Source organism: Mycobacterium sp. E2733 (genome assembly GCF_001667585.1).
Classification (GTDB): domain Bacteria; phylum Actinomycetota; class Actinomycetes; order Mycobacteriales; family Mycobacteriaceae; genus Mycobacterium.
The window spans coordinates 35,936-57,172 of the sequence record NZ_LZJZ01000130.1; the positions used below are offsets into that span (position 1 = coordinate 35,936).

24 protein-coding genes and 2 pseudogenes are annotated in these 21,237 nt (G+C 67.2%); 13 read left to right on the top strand and 13 right to left on the bottom strand.

What is annotated here, in order from left to right; all coding sequences use genetic code 11:
- Positions 1–3: 3 nt before the first annotated feature.
- Positions 4–516: a MarR family transcriptional regulator gene (locus A5678_RS23320; RefSeq protein WP_068047543.1), complete on the top strand. Its 513-nt coding sequence runs from the start codon at positions 4–6 to the stop codon at positions 514–516.
- A 30-nt stretch (positions 517–546) separates the two neighbouring features.
- Here the strand turns inward: A5678_RS23320 and mmsB are convergent, their stop codons facing one another.
- From mmsB to A5678_RS28235, 4 genes are all read right to left on the bottom strand, one after another.
- The gene (gene mmsB, locus A5678_RS23325; protein ID WP_068047545.1) at positions 547–1,431 is read right to left on the bottom strand and encodes a 3-hydroxyisobutyrate dehydrogenase; all 885 of its coding nucleotides are present in this window, start codon (positions 1,429–1,431) and stop codon (positions 547–549) included.
- Between the two features lie 11 nt (positions 1,432–1,442).
- Positions 1,443–2,603, bottom strand: a complete 1,161-nt coding sequence (locus tag A5678_RS23330; RefSeq protein ID WP_068047549.1) for an isobutyryl-CoA dehydrogenase — start codon at positions 2,601–2,603, stop codon at positions 1,443–1,445.
- Between the two features lie 6 nt (positions 2,604–2,609).
- On the bottom strand, positions 2,610–4,130 hold the full coding sequence (locus A5678_RS23335; protein ID WP_068047552.1) for a CoA-acylating methylmalonate-semialdehyde dehydrogenase: 1,521 nt from the start codon (positions 4,128–4,130) through the stop codon (positions 2,610–2,612).
- A gap of 84 nt (positions 4,131–4,214) precedes the next feature.
- Positions 4,215–4,349, bottom strand: a complete 135-nt coding sequence (locus A5678_RS28235; protein WP_255396940.1) for a hypothetical protein — start codon at positions 4,347–4,349, stop codon at positions 4,215–4,217.
- An 84-nt stretch (positions 4,350–4,433) separates the two neighbouring features.
- Here A5678_RS28235 and A5678_RS23340 point away from each other — a divergent pair, with 84 nt between their 5' ends.
- The 7 genes from A5678_RS23340 to A5678_RS28085 are packed head-to-tail and all read left to right on the top strand — an operon-like array spanning position 4,434 to position 9,472.
- Positions 4,434–5,015 (top strand): TetR/AcrR family transcriptional regulator, encoded by a 582-nt coding sequence (locus tag A5678_RS23340; RefSeq protein WP_068047555.1) that lies wholly within the window; start codon positions 4,434–4,436, stop codon positions 5,013–5,015.
- Positions 5,016–5,026: 11 nt separating this feature from the next.
- Positions 5,027–6,442, top strand: coding sequence for an NAD(P)-binding protein (locus tag A5678_RS23345; RefSeq protein WP_068047558.1), 1,416 nt, complete (start codon positions 5,027–5,029; stop codon positions 6,440–6,442).
- A 45-nt stretch (positions 6,443–6,487) separates the two neighbouring features.
- Positions 6,488–7,036 (top strand): RNA polymerase sigma factor, encoded by a 549-nt coding sequence (locus A5678_RS23350; RefSeq protein ID WP_068047561.1) that lies wholly within the window; start codon positions 6,488–6,490, stop codon positions 7,034–7,036.
- Positions 7,033–7,734, top strand: coding sequence for a Rieske (2Fe-2S) protein (locus tag A5678_RS23355; RefSeq protein WP_068047564.1), 702 nt, complete (start codon positions 7,033–7,035; stop codon positions 7,732–7,734). Before A5678_RS23350 ends, A5678_RS23355 begins: the two co-directional genes overlap by 4 nt.
- A gap of 30 nt (positions 7,735–7,764) precedes the next feature.
- A complete protein-coding gene (locus tag A5678_RS23360; protein ID WP_082945703.1) occupies positions 7,765–8,151 on the top strand; it encodes a plastocyanin/azurin family copper-binding protein in 387 nt (128 codons plus the stop codon).
- A complete protein-coding gene (locus A5678_RS23365; RefSeq protein WP_068047569.1) occupies positions 8,148–9,065 on the top strand; it encodes a metallophosphoesterase in 918 nt (305 codons plus the stop codon). Before A5678_RS23360 ends, A5678_RS23365 begins: the two co-directional genes overlap by 4 nt.
- Positions 9,062–9,472, top strand: coding sequence for a hypothetical protein (locus A5678_RS28085; RefSeq protein ID WP_231983742.1), 411 nt, complete (start codon positions 9,062–9,064; stop codon positions 9,470–9,472). Before A5678_RS23365 ends, A5678_RS28085 begins: the two co-directional genes overlap by 4 nt.
- On the opposite strand, the gene A5678_RS23370 is transcribed toward A5678_RS28085, so the two are convergent.
- The 9 genes and pseudogenes from A5678_RS23370 to A5678_RS23405 form a co-directional block, all read right to left on the bottom strand.
- Positions 9,357–10,493 (bottom strand): acyltransferase, encoded by a 1,137-nt coding sequence (locus tag A5678_RS23370; RefSeq protein ID WP_082945704.1) that lies wholly within the window; start codon positions 10,491–10,493, stop codon positions 9,357–9,359. The genes A5678_RS28085 and A5678_RS23370 overlap by 116 nt on opposite strands.
- A 148-nt stretch (positions 10,494–10,641) precedes the next feature.
- A pseudogene (locus A5678_RS28090) lies at positions 10,642–10,758 on the bottom strand (acyltransferase); the annotation flags it as partial.
- A 331-nt stretch (positions 10,759–11,089) separates the two neighbouring features.
- Positions 11,090–12,154 (bottom strand): annotated as a pseudogene (locus tag A5678_RS23375) (acyltransferase family protein); the annotation flags it as partial.
- 220 nt (positions 12,155–12,374) lie between these two features.
- Positions 12,375–12,983, bottom strand: coding sequence for a dTDP-4-dehydrorhamnose 3,5-epimerase (gene rfbC / locus A5678_RS23380; protein ID WP_068047575.1), 609 nt, complete (start codon positions 12,981–12,983; stop codon positions 12,375–12,377).
- A complete protein-coding gene (gene rfbB / locus A5678_RS23385) occupies positions 12,984–13,979 on the bottom strand; it encodes a dTDP-glucose 4,6-dehydratase (RefSeq protein ID WP_068047578.1) in 996 nt (331 codons plus the stop codon). It abuts the gene before it with no gap.
- Between the two features lie 26 nt (positions 13,980–14,005).
- Positions 14,006–14,872 (bottom strand): LLM class F420-dependent oxidoreductase, encoded by an 867-nt coding sequence (locus A5678_RS23390; protein WP_068047581.1) that lies wholly within the window; start codon positions 14,870–14,872, stop codon positions 14,006–14,008.
- A gap of 22 nt (positions 14,873–14,894) precedes the next feature.
- Positions 14,895–15,737, bottom strand: a complete 843-nt coding sequence (locus tag A5678_RS23395) for an LLM class F420-dependent oxidoreductase (RefSeq protein WP_068047584.1) — start codon at positions 15,735–15,737, stop codon at positions 14,895–14,897.
- Between the two features lie 29 nt (positions 15,738–15,766).
- Entirely contained in the window at positions 15,767–17,239 is a 1,473-nt protein-coding gene (locus A5678_RS23400; RefSeq protein ID WP_082945705.1) for an ATP-binding protein, read from the bottom strand.
- Positions 17,236–18,921: an FAD-dependent oxidoreductase gene (locus tag A5678_RS23405; protein WP_068047587.1), complete on the bottom strand. Its 1,686-nt coding sequence runs from the start codon at positions 18,919–18,921 to the stop codon at positions 17,236–17,238. The genes A5678_RS23400 and A5678_RS23405 overlap by 4 nt, the downstream gene beginning before the upstream one ends.
- 262 nt (positions 18,922–19,183) lie before the next feature.
- On the opposite strand from A5678_RS23405, the gene infA reads away from it, so the two are divergent.
- The 5 genes from infA to rpsD all read left to right on the top strand — a co-directional run bounded on the left by infA (position 19,184) and on the right by rpsD (position 21,172).
- A complete protein-coding gene (gene infA, locus A5678_RS23410; protein WP_003418601.1) occupies positions 19,184–19,405 on the top strand; it encodes a translation initiation factor IF-1 in 222 nt (73 codons plus the stop codon).
- 38 nt (positions 19,406–19,443) lie between these two features.
- Positions 19,444–19,557, top strand: coding sequence for a 50S ribosomal protein L36 (gene rpmJ / locus A5678_RS26790; RefSeq protein WP_003879483.1), 114 nt, complete (start codon positions 19,444–19,446; stop codon positions 19,555–19,557).
- 202 nt (positions 19,558–19,759) lie between these two features.
- Positions 19,760–20,134 carry a 30S ribosomal protein S13 gene (gene rpsM, locus A5678_RS23415; RefSeq protein WP_007167900.1) on the top strand — a complete coding sequence of 125 codons (375 nt, stop codon included), beginning with the start codon at positions 19,760–19,762 and terminating at the stop codon, positions 20,132–20,134.
- 6 nt (positions 20,135–20,140) lie between these two features.
- Positions 20,141–20,557 (top strand): 30S ribosomal protein S11, encoded by a 417-nt coding sequence (rpsK, locus tag A5678_RS23420; RefSeq protein ID WP_066945725.1) that lies wholly within the window; start codon positions 20,141–20,143, stop codon positions 20,555–20,557.
- Positions 20,558–20,566: 9 nt separating this feature from the next.
- Complete coding sequence (gene rpsD / locus A5678_RS23425; protein WP_067950708.1) at positions 20,567–21,172, top strand: 30S ribosomal protein S4; 606 nt, start codon at positions 20,567–20,569, stop codon at positions 21,170–21,172.
- Positions 21,173–21,237: the final 65 nt, after the last annotated feature.

Consider the following 21,237-nt stretch of genomic DNA (forward strand, 5'->3'; position numbering starts at 1 on the left):
GGCGTGGCTGCCTCACGACCGCCGAAGCGTGATCCGATCGCCGCGGCGCGCGACAACTGGGAGCGCTCCGGTTGGAGCGACGTGGCGCAGGGCATGGTCGCGGTGACATCGGTGATGCGGGCGCACCAGATCTTGCTGGCCCGCGTCGAGACCGCGTTGCGTCCCTACGACCTGAGTTTCTCGCGCTACGAGTTGCTGCGCCTGCTGGCGTTCAGCCGGACCGGCGCGCTGCCCATCACCAAGGCGTCCGACCGGCTGCAGGTCCACGTCACCAGCGTGACGCATGCGATCCGCCGGCTGGAGGCCGATGGGCTGGTGCAGCGGGTGCCGCACCCCACCGACGGGCGCACCACCCTGGTGCAGATCACCGACCTGGGCCGCTCGACGGTCGAGGACGCCACGGTGACGCTCAACGAGCAGGTGTTCGCCGACATCGGAATGTCCGAAGCCGAAGCGCGGGCGCTGGTTTCATCGATCGAGACGCTGCGCCGCGACGCGGGCGACTTCTCGGATTGAACCAGAGACCATCCTTCGCCGAGGCCGGACTCAGCTGTCGCGCAGCATCTCGATCACCGCGCTGAAGTCCTTGTCGGCGTGGGAGGCCGCGAACTTGGCGTAGATCTCGGCGGCGTGTCTGCCCAGCGGCGCCGCCGATCCGGTCGAGACCACCGCGTCCATGGCCAGGCCCAGGTCCTTGTTCATCAGTGCGGTCGCGAAACCCGGCTTGAAGTCGTTGTTGGCCGGCGAAGTCGGCACCGGTCCCGGCACCGGGCAATTGGTGTGCACGGCCCAGCAGTTGCCGGTCGCGCCGGTGATGACGTCGAAGAGCGACTGCGCCGAGAGCCCGAGCTTTTCGGCCAGCAGGAACGCCTCGCCGATGGCGATCTGCTGCACCGCCAGCACCATGTTGTTGCACACCTTGGCCGCCTGCCCGGCACCGGCCGCGCCGCAGTGAATGACCTTGCCCGCCATGGGTTCCAGCACGGGACGGGCGCGCTCCAGGGCCGCCTCGTCGCCGCCGACCATGAACGCCAGCGTCCCGGCGACGGCGCCCTTCACCCCGCCGGAGACGGGCGCGTCCAGCTGCGCGACCCCTTGCGATTCGGCGAGCGCGTGCACCTCGCGGGCGTCGTTGACCGAGATGGTGGAGCTGTCGATGAACAGTGCGCCCGACCGGGCGGCCGGCAGCACGTCGGCGTAGCACCGCTTCACCAGGTCGCCGTTGGGCAGCATGGTGATCACCACGTCGGCCCCCGTCACCGCGTCGGCCGCGGTGTCGAACGTGGTGACCCCGTTGCCTGCTGCGGCGGCGACGGCGGCCGGCACGGGGTCGAACCCGCGCACCGCATGTTTGGCGGCAACAAGGTTCGCCGACATCGGCCCGCCCATATTGCCCAGACCCAGGAAAGCCACCGTCAGGTGCTCGGTCATCGCCGACCTTTCTACGCGCTCGCCTGCACGCGCGCGGCCTCGGCCCTGCCGATGACCACCCGCATGATTTCGTTGGTCCCTTCCAGGATTCGATGCACCCGCAGATCGCGGACGATCTTCTCGAGACCATACTCACGCAGGTAGCCATAGCCGCCGTGCAGCTGCAGGGCCTTATCGGCCACGTCGAAGCAGGTGTCGGTCACGTAGCGCTTGGCCATCGCGCACAGCTCGACCTTGTCGGGGTCGTCGTTGTCCAGCGCATCCGCGGCCCGCCACAACATCATTCGCGACGTTTCCAGCCCGGTGGCCATGTCGGCCAGGGTGAACCGGATGGTGGGCTCGTCGAGCAAGGCCTTGCCGAACGCCTCGCGTTCCCGCACGTAGGCACCGGCCTTGTCGAACGCGGACTGGGCGCCCCCCAGCGAGCACGCCGCGATGTTGAGCCGGCCGCCGTTGAGGCCGTTCATCGCGATCCCGAAGCCGGCGCCTTCGCCGTCCGCTCCGCCCAGCATGGCCTCGGCGGGTACCCGCACGCCCTCCAGAATCACCTGCGCGGTGGGCTGGGCATGCCAGCCCATCTTCTCTTCCAGCGCCCCGAAACTGAGCCCCGCGGCGCCCTTTTCGACGACGAAGGCCGAGATGCCGCGCGGACCCTCGCCGCCGGTCCTGGCCATCACCACGTAGACGTCCGATGCGCCCGCGCCGGAGATGAACTGCTTGACGCCGTCGAGCACATAATCGCCGCCCTCCCGGACGGCCCGGGTGCTCAACGCGCCGGCGTCCGAGCCGGCACCCGGCTCGGTGAGGCAGTAACTGGCGATAACGTCCATCGAGGCCAGCCGCGGCACCCAGGCCTTGCGCTGCTCGGCGGTGCCGAACTTGTCGATCATCCACGCGCACATGTTGTGGATGGACAGGAACGCGGCGGTCGTCGGGTCGGCGATGGCCAGCTGTTCGAAGATGCGGACCCCGTCGAGCCGGCGCAGGCCGCTGCCGCCGACGTCCTCGCGGCAGTAGATCGCCGCCATGCCGAGCTCGGCGGATTCGCGCAACACGTCGGTCGGGAAGTGTTTGGCGGCGTCCCATTCCAGGGCGTGCGGGGCGAGGCGCTTGGCGGCGAACGCGGCCGCCGTCTCGGTGATGACCCGCTCGTCGTCGTTGAGGGTGAACATAGGGCCCTAATCCATTGTGGGGATGGCGAATTCGGCGCCGTCCTTGATGCCGGACGGCCACCGCGACGTCACCGTCTTGGTCTTGGTGTAGAAGATGATGGACGACGGGCCGTGCTGGTTGAGGTCGCCGAATCCGGAGCGCTTCCAACCGCCGAAGGTGTGGTAGGCCACCGGAACCGGGATCGGCACGTTCACGCCGACCATGCCCACCTGCACCCGGGAGACGAAATCGCGGGCGGCGTCGCCGTCGCGGGTGAACACCGCCACGCCGTTGCCGTACTCGTGCTCCGACGGCAGCCGCAGCGCCTCCTCGTAGTCGTGGGCGCGCACGATGCACAGCACCGGCCCGAAGATCTCGTCGGTGTAGACCGACATCTCGGGGGTGACGTGGTCGAACAACGTTGGGCCGATGAAGAATCCGCCCTCGAGGCTGGCATCGTCGAAGGTCAGGTCGTCGCTCGCACGCTCGCGGCCGTCGATCACCAGTTCGGCGCCCGCTTCGACGCCCTGGCCGATGTAGTCGCGCACCCGCGCCAGCGCGGCCTCGGTGACCAGCGGACCGTAGTCGGCCTTGGGGTCCAGGCTGTGCCCGACACGCAGGTTGTTGATCCGGTCAACGAGCCTGGCGCGCAACCGTTCCGCGGTTCGCTCGCCGACGGGCACCGCGACGCTGATCGCCATGCACCGTTCGCCGGCGCTCCCATACCCGGCGCCGATCAGCGCGTCGACGGCCTGGTCCAGATCGGCGTCGGGCATCACGATCATGTGGTTCTTCGCGCCGCCGAAGCACTGCGACCGCTTCCCGGTGGCCGCGGCCGTGGCGTAGATGTACTGGGCGATGTCGGAGCTGCCGACGAAGCCCACCGCCTGGATGTCGGGGTGGTGCAGGATGGCGTCGACGGCTTCCTTGTCGCCGTGCACGACCTGGAAGACGCCCGGCGGGAGGCCGGCCTCGAGAAAGAGCTCGGCCAGCCGTACCGGAACCGACGGGTCACGCTCGCTCGGCTTGAGCACGAAGGCGTTGCCGCACGCGAGGGCCGGCCCGGCCTTCCACAGCGGGATCATGGCCGGGAAGTTGAACGGCGTGATGCCGGCAACCACGCCCAGGGGCTGGCGCAGCGAGTAGACGTCGATGCCCGGGCCGGCGCCCTCGGTGTATTCGCCCTTGAGCAGGTGCGGAATCCCGATGGAGAACTCGATGACCTCGATGCCGCGCTGGACGTCGCCGCGCGAGTCGGCCAGCGTCTTGCCGTGTTCGAGGGACAGCATCTCGGCGAGCTCGTCCATGTGGTCGTTGACGAGCTCGACGAATCGCATCAGCACGCGGGCTCGCCGCTGCGGATTCCACGCGGCCCAACCCTTTTGGGCCTCGACGGCCGAGGCCACCGCGGCGTCGATGTCGGCCTTGCCGGCCATCGGCACCTGCGCTTGCACCTCGCCGGTGCTGGGGTTGAAGACGTCGGCGGTGCGGGTGGACTGGCCGGCGGTGCGCTGCCCATCGATGAAGTGGGGGATCTGTGTGGTCATGGTGTCCTCGGGTTCGTACGCACAGGAGAGGCGGATACTTGGATATCCTAGTAACCGTCGCCGGGCGTCGCAAGGACACCGGTTTCACGCCGGATAGCCGCCGGCCTCCAAGTCCTCGAGCAGTCTCGGGTGGGTGGGTCGCCACCCACCCGCGCCGATCAGCTCGGGCACGACGGCCAAGCCGATCCCGCCGGTGGCACCCGTGACGAAAACGCGCATGAGCAATTCCTCTGAGTGATGGGACTGATGTCTCATCACGCTACAGAGTGATGGGATAAAAGTCCCATCACCTACGATGGCGGGATGCCCCGCTGGGAACCGGATGCGCGAGCACGGCTGGTCGCCGCCGCGCTGCAGCTGTTTTCCGAGCAGGGCTACGACCGGACCACCGTCGCCGAGATCGCCGATCAGGCCGGCCTGACCAAGAGCACGTTCTTCCGGTATTTCCCCGATAAGCGCGAGGTGCTGGCGGCCGGTCAGGAGACCCTGGCGCAACTCCTGACCGACGGCATCGCCTCGGCTCCGGCGGATGCGAGTCCGCTCGCCGCCGTCGCCGCGGGGCTCGATCGGGCCGCAGGGCCGATGACGCCGTTCAACCGCGAGCTCGGTCCCCGGGTGCAAGCCGTCATCGCCACCAGCACCGAGTTGCAGGAGCGCGACGCGCTCAAACAGGTCGGCCTCGCCGCGGCCATGGCGGACGCGCTGCGCGCGCGGGGGGTACCGGCCCGCGCCGCGGCCCTGGCGGCCGAGTTGGGGGTGCTCGCGTTCAAGGAGGCCTACGCCGAATTGGTTGCCGCAGAGAATGAGCAAGACCTCGCCGAACTGGCTCGCAAAGCCTTGAACGACCTCCGCGCCGCGGCGGCCGACCTCGGCGGAGCAGGCTAGCCTTCAGGCGTATGCACACCATCGAGGCCGACTACCTGGTGGTCGGCGCGGGCGCCATGGGCATGGCGTTCGTCGACACGCTGGTGTCCGAGACGGACGCCCGCGTGGTGCTGGTGGACCGCAATCACCAGCCGGGCGGGCACTGGAACATGGCCTACCCGTTCGTGCGGCTGCATCAGCCGTCGGCGTTCTACGGCGTCAATTCGCTTCGCCTCGGCAGCGACTCCATCGACCAAATCGGTTGGAACCGAGGGCTTTACGAGTTGGCCACCGCCGGGGAGGTGTGCGCCTACTACGACCATGTGATGCGCCAGCAGCTGTTGGCGAGCGGGCGCGTCTCCTACTTCCCGATGAGCGAATACCGCGGTGATGGCCGCTTCACCACGCTCGCCGGCGGGGACCACACCGTCGACGCGGCGCGCCGCATCGTCGACGCCACGTACATGCACGTCACGGTGCCGGCCATGCGCCCGCCGCCCTACCCGGTCGCGCCCGGCATCACCTGCGTGCCCCCCAACGACCTGCCCAGGCTCGGCGCGCACCAGCGTTACGTGATCGTCGGCGCGGGCAAGACCGGCATCGACACCTGCCTGTGGCTGCTCGGCCAGGGCATCGCGCCGGACCGGCTGACCTGGATCATGCCCCGCGACTCCTGGCTGCTGGATCGCGCGACGATGCAGCCGGGGCCCCTGTTCGCCGACAAGATCAAAGCCGGCTTCATCGCGCAGCTGCGCGCGATCAACGACGCCGCGTCCGTCGATGACTTGTTCTCCCGGCTCGAGGACGCCGGCAGTGTGCTGCGGATCGATCCGGCGATCCGGCCGACGATGTATCGCTGCGCGACCGTCACCCGGGCCGAACTCGAACAGCTGCGGCGCATCGGCGATGTGGTGCGCATGGGTCACCTCCTGCGAGCCGACGCGGACCGGATGGTGCTCGAGGGCGGCACGGTGGGGCACAACGGCGACGCGCTGTACATCGACTGCACCGCCGACGGCGCCGAAAAGCGTCCGGCGACACCGATTTTCGACGCCGGTCGGATCACGCTGCAAAGCGTGCGCGGATGCCAGCAGATCTTCAGCGCCGCGCTGATCGCGCATGTGGAGGCCGGGTACCCCGACGACCAGGTGAAGAACGCGCTTTGCGTGCCGTTGCCCCATCCGGACACCGATGTCGACTGGTTGCGGTTGGCGCTGGCCGACTACAGCAACCAGCTGCGCTGGCTCGACGATCCGGACCTGACCGCCTGGCTGTCCGCGGCGCGCTTGGACTTGTTCGGGCATCTGATCGGCCATCTGCTGCCGCCGGCGTCGGCGAAGCCCCGCGTGCGCGACCGGCTGCTGAGCATCGCCAAGTCGGTGTTCTCGGCCACCGCCACCAAACTCGACGAACTGCTCAGTGAACAAACCTCGCTTGCCGCACCGTGATAACCGGTGTAACCCGGCCCGATATTCATCGGGTGGAGGAGGCACGTGGCGGCACAAAGCGAACCCGTCAAACGGCCGCTGCGGGCGGTGCCCGACAGCGGCTTTGACGATGGCTATCCCGACTGGGAGGCCGTGTACCAGGACAACGCGTCCTGGGTTTACCGCACGCTGTTCGCCCGGGTCGGTAACAGGGCCGACGCCGAGGACCTCACCGCCGAGGTCTTTCTCGCCGCGCTGCGGCCGCTCCGGCTGACCGCGAGCGTCGGCGAGGTGCGCGCCTACCTGCGGGTCACCGCGCGCACGGTGCTGGCCGCGCATTGGCGGGAAACCCTGGGCCGGGAGATAACCTCGATCGACGACATCGAACAACCACCGGAAAGCGAGGAAGCGATCAGCACCGCGCCGCAGCGTGTTGCCCGGGTTCTGGACAACCTGCCGGACCGTTACCGGCACATCCTGGAATTGCGCTTCCTGCAAGGGCATTCGATCAAGGCTTCCGCCGCGGAACTCGGGGTCAGCGTCGTCAACGCCAAGGTGCTCCAGCATCGCGCGCTGCGGTTGGCGGCGCAGGTCAACGATGGGGGCTCACCATGAACGCGCGAGGGCTGCGCCGATACGTCGACGACCTGCTGCGGGGCCGGCGGCCCAGGCCGTTCGCGCCCGACGATTTCGAGGCGGCGCAGCTGCGCACGGCGATCGAATTGCGCGCGGCCGGGCGCCGGGGCGAGGCCCCGCGCCCGGAATTCCTCGACGAGCTGCACGGTCGCCTCGCCGAGCAGATGTCCGACGCGCCCCCGCAAGCGGCGCCGAAGCACAGCAGCACCCGCCGCCAGGTCATCGTCGGCACGTCGGCCGCGGCGGCCGCCGCCGTCACCGCCGTGTCCATCGACCGAGCCGTGATCGCCGGTCAGTCCGGCGGGGTCCCCGCCGCCGACAATGCGCCGCTCACGCCCAACGCCGGGACCTGGCAGCGGGTGGCGGCCAGCTCGCAGCTACCCGACGGGGTCATGCATCCCTTCGACCTGGGTTCGGTCAGCGGATTCGTCCGCCGCGTCGAAGGCAAGCCTCAGGCCGTCTCCGGGGTGTGCACGCACCAAGGGTGCCGGCTCTGGTTCGACGCGCCCGACGACACGCTGCGCTGCCCCTGCCACTCGACGTCGTTCTCGCCCAGCGGGCAGGTGCTCACCCATCAACTGCCGATCGCACCGAAGCCGTTGCCGGCGTTGCTGGTTCGTGAGGTCGACGGCGTCATCGAGGTGTTCGCGCCCCCGCGTCCCGATCAGCCGGCCTGAGTGGTGTAACCCGCCGCCCTATTCCTGGGCATGATGCTTCGAAAACACTCCGCGGTCGCCTTGGCCGCCACAGTCCTCTTGGCGGGGTGCTCGGCTTCGCGGCCCGCCGCCGGCTCCGGTAGCAGCATGCCCATCGGCTCCGTGACGGCGCCGGCGGCTCCGGTGAGCGGCGACCAGGTCAACATCGATGGGTTCGCGTTCGCGCCCGCCACGCTGACCGTCACCGTGGGCACCACCGTCACGTGGACCAACCGCGACGAAGAACCGCACACGGTGGCCGCGTCCGACGGTTCGTTCCACTCACCCGGGATGGGGACCGGGGCCACTTACACCCACACCTTCTCCGACGCCGGGACTTTCGACTACGTCTGCTCCATCCACCCGATGATGCGCGGGAGCGTGGTGGTGACGCGATGAACCCGAACATGAGTCGCCGCCAGCTGATGCGACACACGGCGTGGTTCGGGGCGGCGGTGGGCTTCGCCGTGGTTGGCGGTGAGGTGATTTCGCATGTTGCGGGTGCGGCGGCCGAGCACGCGCACGCCAGGCCCACCCTGAGGTTCGCCCAGATCAGCGACAGCCACATCGGCTTCACCGGGGCGCCCAACCCGGACGTCGCCGGCACGTTCGGCCACGCGATCGAGCAGGTCAACAACCTCGGCTACACACCGGATTTCGTCGTTCACACCGGCGACCTGACGCACCTGTCCGGCCCGGAGCAGTTCGACCAGGTGAAGCAGATGATGACGGCACTCAAGACGCCGCACGTGTTCACCGTGCCCGGGGAGCACGACTCGGTCGACGACGCGGGGCAGAAGTATCGAAGCGCCTTCGGTGCGGGATCCGTCGGTGACGGCTGGTACAGCTTCGACACCGCGGGCGTGCACGTGATCGCACTGGTGAACACCCTGAACCTGCGCAAGCTCGGGCATCTGGGGGCCGACCAATTGGCGTTCGTCGAGAAGGACGTCGCGCGGCTGTCGAGCGACACTCCCATCATCGTGTTCAGCCACATCCCGTTGTTCGCCATGTATCCCAACTGGGGCTGGGGCACCGACGACGCGGCCCGGGCGCTGAGCTATTTGCGCCGGTTCTCGTCGGTCACCTGCCTCAACGGGCATGTGCACCAATTGTTTTCCAAGACGGAAGGCAATGTGACGTTCTACAGCGGGACGACGACCGCGTACCCGCTGCCGCGGCCCGGTGACGGACCGGCGCCCAAGCCGGTCACCCTGCCCGCCGGCAAGCTTCGGGACGCGCTCGGCATCCGAGAGGTGAGTTACACCAGGGGCGAGGCGGCCCTGGCGCTGAAAGAGCGGGCGCTGCAATGACTCTGCTGATTCGCATCGGCCTGGCCGCGTCACTGGCGGTCAGTGCCACCAGCCACGCCTACCTCTATGTGCACGGCTATCGACACATCCCGGACGTCGGCGCCGCCTTCTTGTTTCAGGCCAGTGCGTCGTTCGCGATAGCCCCTCTGATCCTCCTGGGCGGTCCCGCATGGCTCCGCTGGGCCGGTGCCGCCCTGGCGGGCGGGTCGCTGGTCGCGTTCGCCTTATCGAGAACGGTTGGGGTTCTGGGCTTTTTCGAGCAGGGCTGGCAGCCCGCGCCACACGCCGCGATCAGTGTGGGAGCGGAGGTGTTGACGGTGCTGCTGTGGGCGGGGGATCTGGCGACTGCGCGGGACCGGGAAGTTCGCCAACTTCAGCAAGGTCGCGGACAGACCACTTCCGCTTGAGACGAGACCTTAGAGTTTGCGCGGGCTTTTCGACCAAATACCAGCTCAGCGCCGCCAGAGGCAGGGTGGCCAACGCCGAAACGAGAAAAAACCCAATCGGATGCAGCCAAATGAGCCCACAGACCGCCAGCAACTGCTGCATTGGGTACGCGTAAATGTAGACGCCGTAGGAAAGATCCGTACGCAATCTCAGGCGCTTGTTGTGGATCAAGGCACCCGACACGATTACGGCATAGGCCAGCGGAATCGCGGCCACCACGCGGTAATCGGGCAATAGACCTGCCACCAGGACGATCACCACGCTCACCGCGACCAGTGACCACCGGGCGGGAATCACGTCTCGCCACTGATAAAGGACCGCGCCGGCCGCAAACATGATCGCCGATCGCACTGCGAGCTGCGGGATAGTCCATACGCCCGGAAACGTCAGGGGCGGCAGCACCATTGCCCCGAACACCGCCAGCAGCAATATTGCGGGGGACACCCACCGGCGATTGGCGAGTCCGGTGACACCGATGACAGCGACGACCAGGTAGCACATCAATTCCCAGATCAGGGACCACAGGGAAGCGTCCCATTTCCCCGCATCCGGGATCCCGCTCGGTGTGGCACCGACACCCTGATGAAGGTAAGCCACCGCCGAGTTCTTCCAGACGTACTCAATCGGGTCGCTGGATAGGAGCAGCCTGACCGCCGAGCCACCTTGAATCGCCACACTTATCGGGGCGATGACGAACGCGGTCACGATCAAGCAGACATAGAACCCGGGAAGGATGCGCAGGCCTCGAGCGACCAGGTAGTCGCGGACTCGTGGGTTGTTGAGCCAGCTGGCGCTGATGAGGAATCCGGAGATCGCAAAGAACCCGTCAACGCCCACGGAGAAGAACAGTTGGAGAATCAGCGCGGGCGGCATGCGACCCGTGATCGGCCAGGAATGAAAGAGCATCACTTCGGCCGCCAGCGCCAACCGGAATGCGTTCAGCGCGTTGTTTCGCGGATCGAATACCAGTCCGAGCTTCATCCGCCTCCGCCTGTCGTCTATACCCGGCCCGTAGTCGGCCATCGTATCGGCCGTGACCAGGCGGTGACCCGGAATTCCGGAGGAAGCGTGGTACCTCGAATCTCCGTGGCAGCACGAGCACCGTTTGCGTTGTCTGCTCTCGGGGGGTCTCGACTAAAAGCCAGCTTGCCGCGGCCAGCGGCAGCGTCGCCGTCGTCGCAACGACGAGGAACGGGAATGGATTTAGCCATTTGCGGCCGCCGACTGCCAGCAGCTGCTGGATTGGCGTTCGGCTTATCGAGAACGGTTGAGGTGCTGGGCTTTTCGTACCCTGGCAGCCCGAGCCGCACCCGGCGACCTCATCCGAGCCCATCCTTCGCGGTCCGATTCGGATGCAATTGCACGACGACCTTGTTCGGGACCGTCGGGATTTCCGGCTGGTCGAGACGCGGGCGGGAGCCGTTGGTCGTCGGCCCGTTTGCGACTTGTGGGCTGAGTACCTCGGGCGCCGGCGCGTGCGGCGGGAAGGCATCGCGGACCTGGGCCGTCGGCCGGTCCGTGACGACCACCGGCTCGGCGCAACCGTTCCCATCCTCGGCGACGTGGGAGGCCAGCTCCTTTCGTTTCAAGCGATGTTTCAACGCTTGTGCCGGCTTCTCCACCAGGAACCAGCTCAGCGCGGCCAGCGGCAACGTCACCACCGCCGACAGGGCGGCGAAGGCCAAGGGAGTAAGCCAGATAAGCCCGTTCATGGCCAGCACCTGCTGCATCGGGCTCGCGTAGATGTAGACGCCATAGGACAGATCCGTACGCAATCGAAGGCGTCGGCTGTGGATCAGCGCCCCCGAAACGATCACCGCATAGGCAAGCGGGATCGCGGCAACCATTCGGTAGTTAGGGAGGACGCTTGACGCTGCAACGACAACCACGCTCACCGCGACCAGTGACCACCGAGCGGGGATCACATCTCGCCACTGGTACAGGAACGCGCCCGCCGAGAACATGATCGCCGCCCGTGCGGCCAGATATATCAGCGCGAAGGCCGCGCCGCCTTGCTGGTGATCGCCCGTGCCTTCGGCGACGGTAATCGTCGGCAAGGAGATGGTCCCGAGTAGGGCCGCTACAAATATCGCCGGGGAAATCCAACGGCGGTTGGCGAGTCCGACGACGCCGATGGCGGCCACTACGAGGTAGCACATCACTTCCCAGATGAGCGACCACAGCGACCCATTCCACGCACCCGCCGCCGGTATGCCGCGCGGCGTGCCGCCGATATCGAACTTGAACAGCGCCACTGCGCTGTTTTTCAAGACAAACTCCAACGACGCGCCGGAGGTTATGAGCTTCGTACCCGAGCCGCCTTGCATTGCCACGCCGATCGGGGCGATGACGAAGGCCGTCACCAGCAGGCATACGTAAAATCCGGGAAGGATGCGAAGGGCCCGCGCGCCGAGAAACTCACGGAGCCGCGGGTTGCTGAGCCAACTCGCGGTGATGAGGAACCCCGAAATCGCAAAGAACCCGTCGACGCCTACGTTGAGAAGTAACTGATAGAAAGGCCGCAGCGACGGGACGCGGCCCGTCATCCCCCAGGAGTGGCACACGATCACTTCGGCCGCCAGCAGCAGGCGCCACGCGTTCAATGCGTTGCTCCGCGGATTGAAGACGTGCCCTAGCTTCATCGGCCCCCTTCGCCCGAGCGCCATTGCTCGACGCCATCGTAGCGTTTCTGAGCACCACAAAGGTGGATTCGCGCTCCCCCGCACCACCGATTCCACCATTTACCACGAGCGGGCGGGGATTAATTTGCCAAAATGGGATCCGATGCGTTCGCACAGGAGACAACCAACCGAATGCTTGGTCGCCGCTATACCGTCTCGCGACCCCAAAATCCCGTGACGGTTATCGGTCACGCATCCCGTCAATAAACTTCTGCGTCTCGTCCCACTTGGGCAAGAGACCGGCGCCACGGATCTCGTCGAAGCCGGGGGCCGCGGCGTCGCGGTCGGAAAGGCTGGGGGCCACACCGTTCACCAGTGGCCAGTCGACCCCGATCGCCGGGTCGGTCGCACAAATGGTGCGCTCGCGCTGGGGGTTGTATTCGGCCGAGCACAGGTACATCACCGTCGAATCGTCCTGCAGGGCAAGGAAGCCGTGCGCCAAGCCCTCCGAGATGTAAATCGTCCTGCGGTCCTTGTCGTCGAGCAGCACCGAATCCCACTGTCCGAACGTCGGTGAACCCTCCCGAATGTCCACCACGACGTCGAAAACCGAGCCGCGCACGCAGGTCACATATTTGGCCTGGCTCGGCGGCAGCTGGGCGAAGTGCAGGCCGCGCAGCACGCCGGCCGACGAGACCGAACAGTTCGCTTGCCGGACATCCAAGCGGTGACCGGCGAATTCGGTGAACCCGTGGTCGGTGAGCCACTCGAAGAACAGCCCACGGGAATCGCCGTGAATGGTGGGGGTGATCTCCCACGCGCCGGGGATGGCGAGTTCGCGAACCTTCATCTACTGACCACGCTCTTCGTAACGGGCTTCCGCGGCGTCCTTCAAAGGGCGCCACCATGATTCGTTGGCACGATACCAGTCGATGGTGGCGCTCAATCCCTCTTCGAAATCGGTATGCTTTGGGGCCCAACAAAGTTCGTCGTACAACGTCGAAGGGTCGATGGCGTAGCGCAGATCGTGACCGACGCGGTCGGTCACGTGGTCGAAGTCATCGGGTTCGCGACCCATCATCTTCAGCAGCGTGCGCAGCACACTCAGGTTGTCGCGTTCGCCCTCGGAGCTGATCAGGTAGGTGCGGCCGATTTCGCCCTTTTCCAGGATCCGTCGCACGGCGCTGTTGTGGTCGTCGACGTGGATCCAGTCGCGGACGTTGGCGCCGCCACCGTACAGCTTCGGCCGCCGGCCGGTGAGCACGTTGGTGATCTGGCGCGGGATGAACTTCTCGACGTGCTGATACGGCCCGTAGTTGTTGGAGCAATTCGAGATCGTCGCGCGCACGCCGTACGACCGCACCCAGGCCCGGACCAGCATGTCGGCGCCGGCCTTGGTGGCCGAGTACGGGCTCGACGGGTTGTACGGCGTCGACTCGGTGAATCGGTGGGGGTCGTCGAGTTGGAGGTCGCCGTAGACCTCGTCGGTCGAAATGTGGTGCAGCCGCACGCCGTGGCGCCGCACCGCTTCCAGGATGGTGAACGTCCCGACGACGTTGGTGTGCAGGAACGGGCCCGGGTCGTCCAGCGCGTTGTCCACGTGGCTCTCGGCGGCGAAGTGCACCACCGCGTCGGACTCGGCGACCAACCGGGAGACCAGTTCGGTGTCGCAGATGTCCCCCACCACCAGCCGGATGGCGCCCTCGACGTCGGCCAATGACTCCCGCCGGCCGGCGTAGGTCATGGCGTCGAGCACCGTCACGGAGTCCTCGGGGTGCTCGCGGACGGTGCTGTGCACGAAATTCGCGCCGATGAAGCCAGCGCCGCCGGTGACCAGTAACCGCATGCCCAAACCCTAACCGAGTGGGTCGGTCAGCTTGCGCTAGTCAGCCCCAGCGGCCCGGCCAATTCGCTCAGCGCAGAGATCAGCGCGTCGTCGTCTCCAGCGCCCAGCACCTGGACTGCCACGTGATCGGCCCCGGCGTCGCAGTGTTCGCGGAGGCGTTGCGCAATGGCCTCCGGGCTGCCGTAGGCAACCACCGCGTCGATCAGCCTGTCGCTGCCCGGCTTGCGGACGTCGGCTTCGGTGAACTCCAGCCGCAGCCAGTTGTTCACGTAGTTGCTCAGGCCCAGGTAGAACTCGACCGTCTGCCGGCCGACCGCGCGGGCGTGGTCGGCGTCAGTGGTGAGCACCACCTTGTGTTCCGGCGCCAGGAACACCGACTTGCCGACCAGTTCGCGCGCCTTGGCGGTGTGTTGCGGGGTGGTCAGATACGGGTGCGCGCCGGCGCTGCGCTGCGCCGCCAGCCGCAACACGCGCGGCCCGAGCGCCGCGAGCACCCGGCGACTGGTCGGCACCACCGCCGCGTCGAGTTCGTCGAGGTAGGAGACCAGCGCGTCGTACGGCTTGGCATATTCCTCGGTGCGCTCGGGGTGTCCAACCCCGACTCCCAGCAAAAACCTTCCGGCATGGGCGTTTTCGATGCGCTTGAAAGATTCTGCGACGGCCCGGGCCGGCGCGGTCCAGATGTTGACGATCCCGGTCGCCAGTTGCAGCGACGTCGTCTGCTCGAGGGCCGGTTCCACCCACGACAGTTCGGCGTCCGGTGAACCGCCGATCCACGCGGCGCCGTAGCCCAGCGACTCGATCCGCGCCGCCAGTTCGGGGGTGATGGAGCGGGTGGGCAGCCATACACCGAATCGGCCCAGGTCGGGTTTGAGTCCTACTGCCTCGGTCATCTACGTCCCCCTCTAACGTCTGCTAGCTCAGCCCGAGCGGCCCCGCCAATTCGGCCAGCGCAGGAACCAGGTTTTCATCCTTCGTGAGGACCTGCACGGGCACGTGGTCCGCCCCCGCATCGAGGTGCTCCTTCAGCCGGGCCGCGATCGCTTCGGGGGTGCCGTAGGCCACCACCGCGTCGACCAGGCGGTCGCTTCCCGGCTTGGTGACCTCCTCGTCGGTGAAGCCGAGCCGCTTCCAGCTGTTGCGGTAGTTGGCGAGCTGGAAATAGATGTCGAGCGCCCTGCGGCCGACCGCGCGAGCCTTCTCGGGGTCGGTGGTCAGCACCGCCTTGTGTTCGGGCGCCAAAAAGGCCGACGGGCCGATCAACTCGCGCGCCTGCGCGGTGTGCTCGGGCGTGGTGAGGTACGGGTGCGCCCCTGCGGCGCGCTCCGCCGACAGCTTGAGGACGCGCGGGCCCAGCGCGGCCACCACTCGACGGTTGGCGGGCACCCCGTAGTCGTCGAGCTGCTGCAAGTACTCCGCGAGCGCGTCGTAGGGCTTGCGGTACTCGGTGTGCGCCTCAGGGTGGCCGACGCCGATGCCCAACAAGAAGCGGCCTGGATAGGCCTTGTCGATGCGGTGGAACGACTCCGCCACCGGCTTGGCCGCGGCCGTCCAGATGTTGACTATGCCGGTGGCCACCTGCAGGGTGGTCGTCGCTTCGAGGATGGGCTCCACCCAGGCCAGCTCGGCCGGCGGCGAACCGCCCACCCACACGGCCCCGTAGCCCAGGGATTCGATGTCTTTGGCTTGTTCTGGCGTCACGCCGCGTCCGAACGATCCGAACCGGCCGAGATCGGGCTTGCTCGCTGCATCGGTCATGGTTGTTCCCAACCGGGCGCCTGGTGCGGCTATTCCGAAAGGTCTAAATCCACGGCCGGCGGCGTCTCGAGCGGCAGCAGCACGATGAACCGGGTGTCGCCGGGCGCCGATTCCACGCGCAGGTCCCCGCGATGTTTTTTGACGACGATGTTGAACGCCAGATCCAGCCCCAGACCGGTGCCCTCGCCGAACGGTTTGGTGGTGAAGAACGGCTCGAAGATGTGCTCGCGCACCTCCTCGGGCACCCCGGGCCCGGTGTCGCAGATCTCGACGCGGGCCATGTTCTCGCCGTCCCGACAGGTGCGGATGGTCAGCGTGCCGCCCGTGTCGCGCATCGCGGCGATCGCGTTGTCGATGATGTTGGTCCACACTTGATTGAGATCACCCGGGTAGCAAGGGATCTGGGGAAGCGAGCGGTCCAATTCCTTGACCACCTGGACGCCGGCGTCTTTGCCCAACCGGTCGGCGAACATCGTGAGCGTGCTGTGCAGCAGTTCGTGGACGTCGGCCACCTGGAACGGGGCCCGATCCATCTGCGAATACTGTTTGGCGTCGGCGACCAGCGCCGAGATCCGCTTGCTCGCCTCCAAGATCTGGTTGAGCAGCAGCTCGCCCTCCACGGTGTAGGTCAGCCAGCGGATCGCCTTCTCCAGCGACGTCGACGCGCCGAGCTCCTCGGTCGCCGCGGCTATGCGTTCCAGCCAATCGGTGTCGATGCCGCCCTCGACCAACGTCGCTGCGATCTCCCAACCGCCCTCGACGCCGTGATCCTCGAGCCATTCGCCGACCGCGTCCTCCAGATCGGCCGTCTCGATCGCGCTCATGTTCGCCGAGGCGGACTTGGCGACCTGGGCGGCCACCTCTTCCTGGAGCCGCACCAGCGCCCGCAGCGCCTCGGGGGTGACGGTGCCGTCGGCGAGCATCTCGAGTTTCTGGCGCATGCCGGCGACCCGCTGCCGCAAGTCGGCCGCCGCGCGGGCGATCGCCGCCGCCGGGTTGTTCAGTTGATGCGTCAGCCCGGCCGACAACCGGCCCAGCGCCAGCAGCTTCTCCCGGTTGTCGATGATCCGGCGGGTCCGGTCGGTGCCGACGGCGATGCCGTCGAGCAGGTGGACGGCCATCGGGAACTGGTCCTTCATGAACCGGGCGAACACCGGCGCATCCATCACAAAGAACCGCGACGGTTTGGTCACGTGCACCGAGGCGTCGTAGCTCTTCTGCTTCCCGCCGGTGAATGCCCGCCAGGCCCCGCAGTACACGCCGCGTTGCGAAGTGCGGTTGGTTTCGATGTCCTGGCCGCCGGAGAGCTTGGACATCATCAGCTCCCCTTCGATGAGGACGTAGAAGCAGGTCGCCGGCTCGCCCTCGACGCAGATTGGGCCCGGTTCGTAGTTCTCGATGTGCCCGTTGGCGCACAACACCGCCAGCTGCTCGTCGGTGAGCGCCTCGAACAGGAACAGGCTGCGCAGCTCGTCGGGCTCGCACGGCGTCTTGGCGGTCACGATTCCGCCAGGTAGCGGTGCACGAGCATCACGGCCATCGATCCCTCGCCGACGGCGGCCGCGACGCGCTTGGCGGACTCGGCCCGCACGTCGCCGGTGGCGAACACGCCCGGCACGCTCGTCTCGAGGTGGTGGGGCGGGCGGTCCAGCGTCCAGCCGCAGACGTTGCGCAGGTCCGGCCCGGTGAGGACGAAGCCGTGGTCGTCGCGGGCGAGCACCCCGTCCAGCCATTCGGTGCGCGGCGCGGCGCCGATGAAGATGAACATCCGGGCGCAGGTGACGTCCTCGGTGTCCCCGGTCCGGTTGTCGACCAGGGTCAGCCGCTCCAGATGGTCGTCCCCGACGGCGCGGCGCACCTCGGTGCAGGTGCGCACGGTGATGTTGGGTCGCTGCTGGATCTGCTGAATGAGGTAGTAGGACATCGAGGCGTCCAGCGACGGCGCGCGCACCACGATGGTCACCGACTTGGCCTCGCGGGACAGATACATCGCGGCCTGGCCGGCGGAATTGGCCCCGCCGACGACGTAGACCTCCTCGCCCGCGCATTCCGACGCGATGGACACGGCCGCGCCGTAGTAGACGCCGCGACCGGTCAGCTCGCCGCAGCCTTCCGCCGGCAGCTGGCGGTAGGCGACGCCGGTGGCCAGGATGACGGCGTGCGCGTCGATCGAGCCACCGTCGGCGAACCGCACGGTCCGCTTGGGGCCGTTGACCTCCAGCGCCGTGGCGGTGCGGGCGGTGATCAGTTCGGCCCCGAACTTCTCGGCCTGCCTGCGGGCGCGGTCGGCCAGCTGGCCGCCCGACACCCCGTCGGGGAAGCCCAGGTAGTTCTCGATCCGTGAGCTCTGGCCCGCCTGACCGCCCGTCGCGGTGCCTTCGATGAGCACCGTGCGCAGCCCCTCGGAGGCGCCGTACACGGCGGCGGCCAGCCCTGCCGGCCCGCCGCCGATGACGATCAGGTCGTAGAACTCCTGCGACGGCGTAGTGGTCAGGCCCAGCGTGTCGGCCAGCTGCGCGTCGGTGGGCTCGACGAGGGCGTCGCCGCGTTCGGTGACCACGATGGGCAGCCGCAGGCCATCCTCGCCGGCCGCCTTCAGCAGTCGCTCGCCGTCGGGCTCGTCGGCCATGAACCACGAGTAGTGCAGTCCGTTGCGGGCCAGGAAGTCGCGCACCTGCCAGGACCGCTCCGACCAGCGGTGCCCGATCACCTTGGTGTGCGGGATGGGACGTTCGGGCGCCGCACGCCAGGCGTCCAGCAGCGCGTCGATGACGGGGTAGAACTTCTCCTGCGGGGGATCCCACGGCTTGAGCAGGTAATGATCGAGGTCGACGACGTTGATGGCGTCGATGGCGGCGTGGGTGTCGGCGTAGGCCGTCAGCAGCACCCGGCGCGCCGCCGGGTAGAGGTCCATCGCCCGCTCGAGGAATTCGATGCCGCTCATCTGCGGCATCCGGTAGTCGGCGATCAGCACCGCGACCGTCTCGCCCCGCAGCTTGAGCTCCTTCAGCGTCTCGAGGGCGTCGGGGCCCGACTCGGCCCGCACGATGCGGTGCCGGTCCCCGTATTGGCGACGCAGGTCGCGGGCGACCGCGCGGGAGACGGAGGGATCGTCGTCGACGGTCAGCAGGACCGGCTTGCGAGGCTGAAGTGAGGGGGTTGCTGGGCTCGCGGGGCTCGTCATCGGGGATAAGTATGCCCTCGTCAGGGCGCTGGCGGCAGGTCGAGGAGGCGGATTAGCGGCCGGCCGGATTTCGCTGTCCGCGATTTTGGGTCCGGGCGTCCGACCAGGTATTGTGGGACAACGGTGCGTCATCCGCGCCGACTTTTTGCGTGCCTGTCTGAGGAATTTCCTGTAACCGGCTCACGTTTCTAGTCGGGCGAATGCTGCGCCGGTAAGGGCGCACACAGGATACGAAACCAAAGACGAGGATTGCTAAATAGTTATGGCCAAGAAGGACGGTGCCATAGAGGTCGAGGGCCGCGTGGTCGAGCCCCTGCCCAATGCGATGTTTCGCATTGAGCTGGAGAACGGTCACAAGGTGCTCGCCCACATCAGCGGCAAGATGCGGCAGCACTACATCCGCATCCTGCCCGAGGACCGGGTGGTGGTGGAGCTGTCTCCCTACGACCTGTCCCGGGGCCGCATCGTGTACCGGTACAAGTAAAGCCCGAATCAGACAACAAAGAACAGGATCGAACAGCCGTGAAGGTGAACCCGAGCGTCAAGCCAATCTGTGACAAGTGCAGGGTGATCCGTCGGCATGGGCGGGTCATGGTGATCTGCTCGGATCCGCGTCACAAGCAGCGTCAGGGCTAGCGGCGATCGCATACGCGGCGCCGCCATGTACCTGATACGCAAGCGCTTGCTCCACAACTGAATGCAGACCTCCCAGCACCAGTGAACGGCTGGCATCTACAGAGATGGGCCGGTTCATCCACGCCCGGACGGAGGCCGGGCCCCGCGAAGCGGGAACGGGCTGGGAAAAGACCTCCGCTGAGAAAAAGAGGAAACGCCACCTATGGCTCGATTAGTAGGCGTCGATCTGCCGCGCGACAAGCGGATGGAGATCGCGCTGACCTACATCTTCGGCGTCGGCCGTACCCGGTCGAACGAGATCCTGGCAGCTACGGGGATCGATAAGGACCTGCGCACCAGGGACCTCACCGACGACCAGCTGACCCACTTGCGTGACTACATCGAAGCGAACCTCAAGGTTGAGGGTGACCTGCGCCGCGAGGTGCAGGCCGACATTCGCCGCAAGATCGAGATCGGCTGCTACCAGGGCCTGCGGCATCGCCGCGGCCTGCCGGTGCGCGGCCAGCGGACCAAGACCAATGCGCGCACCCGCAAGGGCCCCAAGCGCACCATCGCAGGCAAAAAGAAGGCCAGGTAATCGCCCATGCCACCAGCCAAGAAGGCATCCTCTGCCCCCAAGAAGGGGCAGAAGACCCGCAAGCGGGAAAAGAAGAACATCCCGCACGGTGCCGCGCACATCAAGAGCACGTTCAACAACACGATCGTGAGCATCACCGACCCCCAGGGCAACGTCATCGCCTGGGCGTCGTCGGGTCATGTGGGCTTCAAGGGCTCCCGGAAATCGACCCCGTTCGCCGCGCAGCTCGCCGCCGAGAACGCCGCGCGCAAGGCCCAGGAGCACGGCGTGCGCAAGGTCGACGTGTTCGTCAAGGGCCCGGGCTCGGGCCGGGAGACGGCGATCCGCTCGCTGCAGGCCGCTGGCCTCGAGGTCGGCGCGATCTCCGACGTCACCCCGCAACCCCACAACGGCTGCCGTCCGCCCAAGCGCAGAAGGGTCTAGGAAGCAATCATGGCTCGTTACACCGGACCCATCACCCGCAAGTCGCGCCGGCTGCGCACCGACCTCATCGGTGGCGACCAGGCCTTCGAGAAGCGTCCCTACCCTCCCGGCCAGCACGGCCGCGCGCGGATCAAGGAAAGCGAATACCTGCAGCAGCTGCAGGAGAAGCAGAAGGCCCGCTTCACCTACGGCGTCATGGAGAAGCAGTTCCGCCGCTACTACGAAGAGGCAACCCGGCAGCCCGGCAAGACGGGTGAGGAGCTGCTCAAGATACTGGAAAGCCGGCTGGACAACGTCGTGTACCGGGCCGGGCTGGCCCGCACCCGCCGGATGGCCCGCCAGCTTGTCAGCCACGGCCACTTCAGCGTCAACGGCGTGCACGTCAACGTGCCCAGCTACCGGGTGTCGCAGTACGACATCATCGACGTGCGGGACGGTTCGCTGAACACGGTGCCGTTCCAGATCGCGCGGGAGACGGCGGGCGACCGCCCGATTCCCAGCTGGCTGCAGGTGGTGGGGGAGCGCCAGCGCATCCTCATCCACCAGCTGCCCGAGCGGGCGCAGATCGACGTGCCGCTCGCCGAGCAGCTGATCGTCGAGTTCTACTCGAAGTAACGGACTTTCGAGCCGGCCGGCTCGAAAACCCTAACGGCATCAAATAGCGGGTGCCGAGAAGGAGA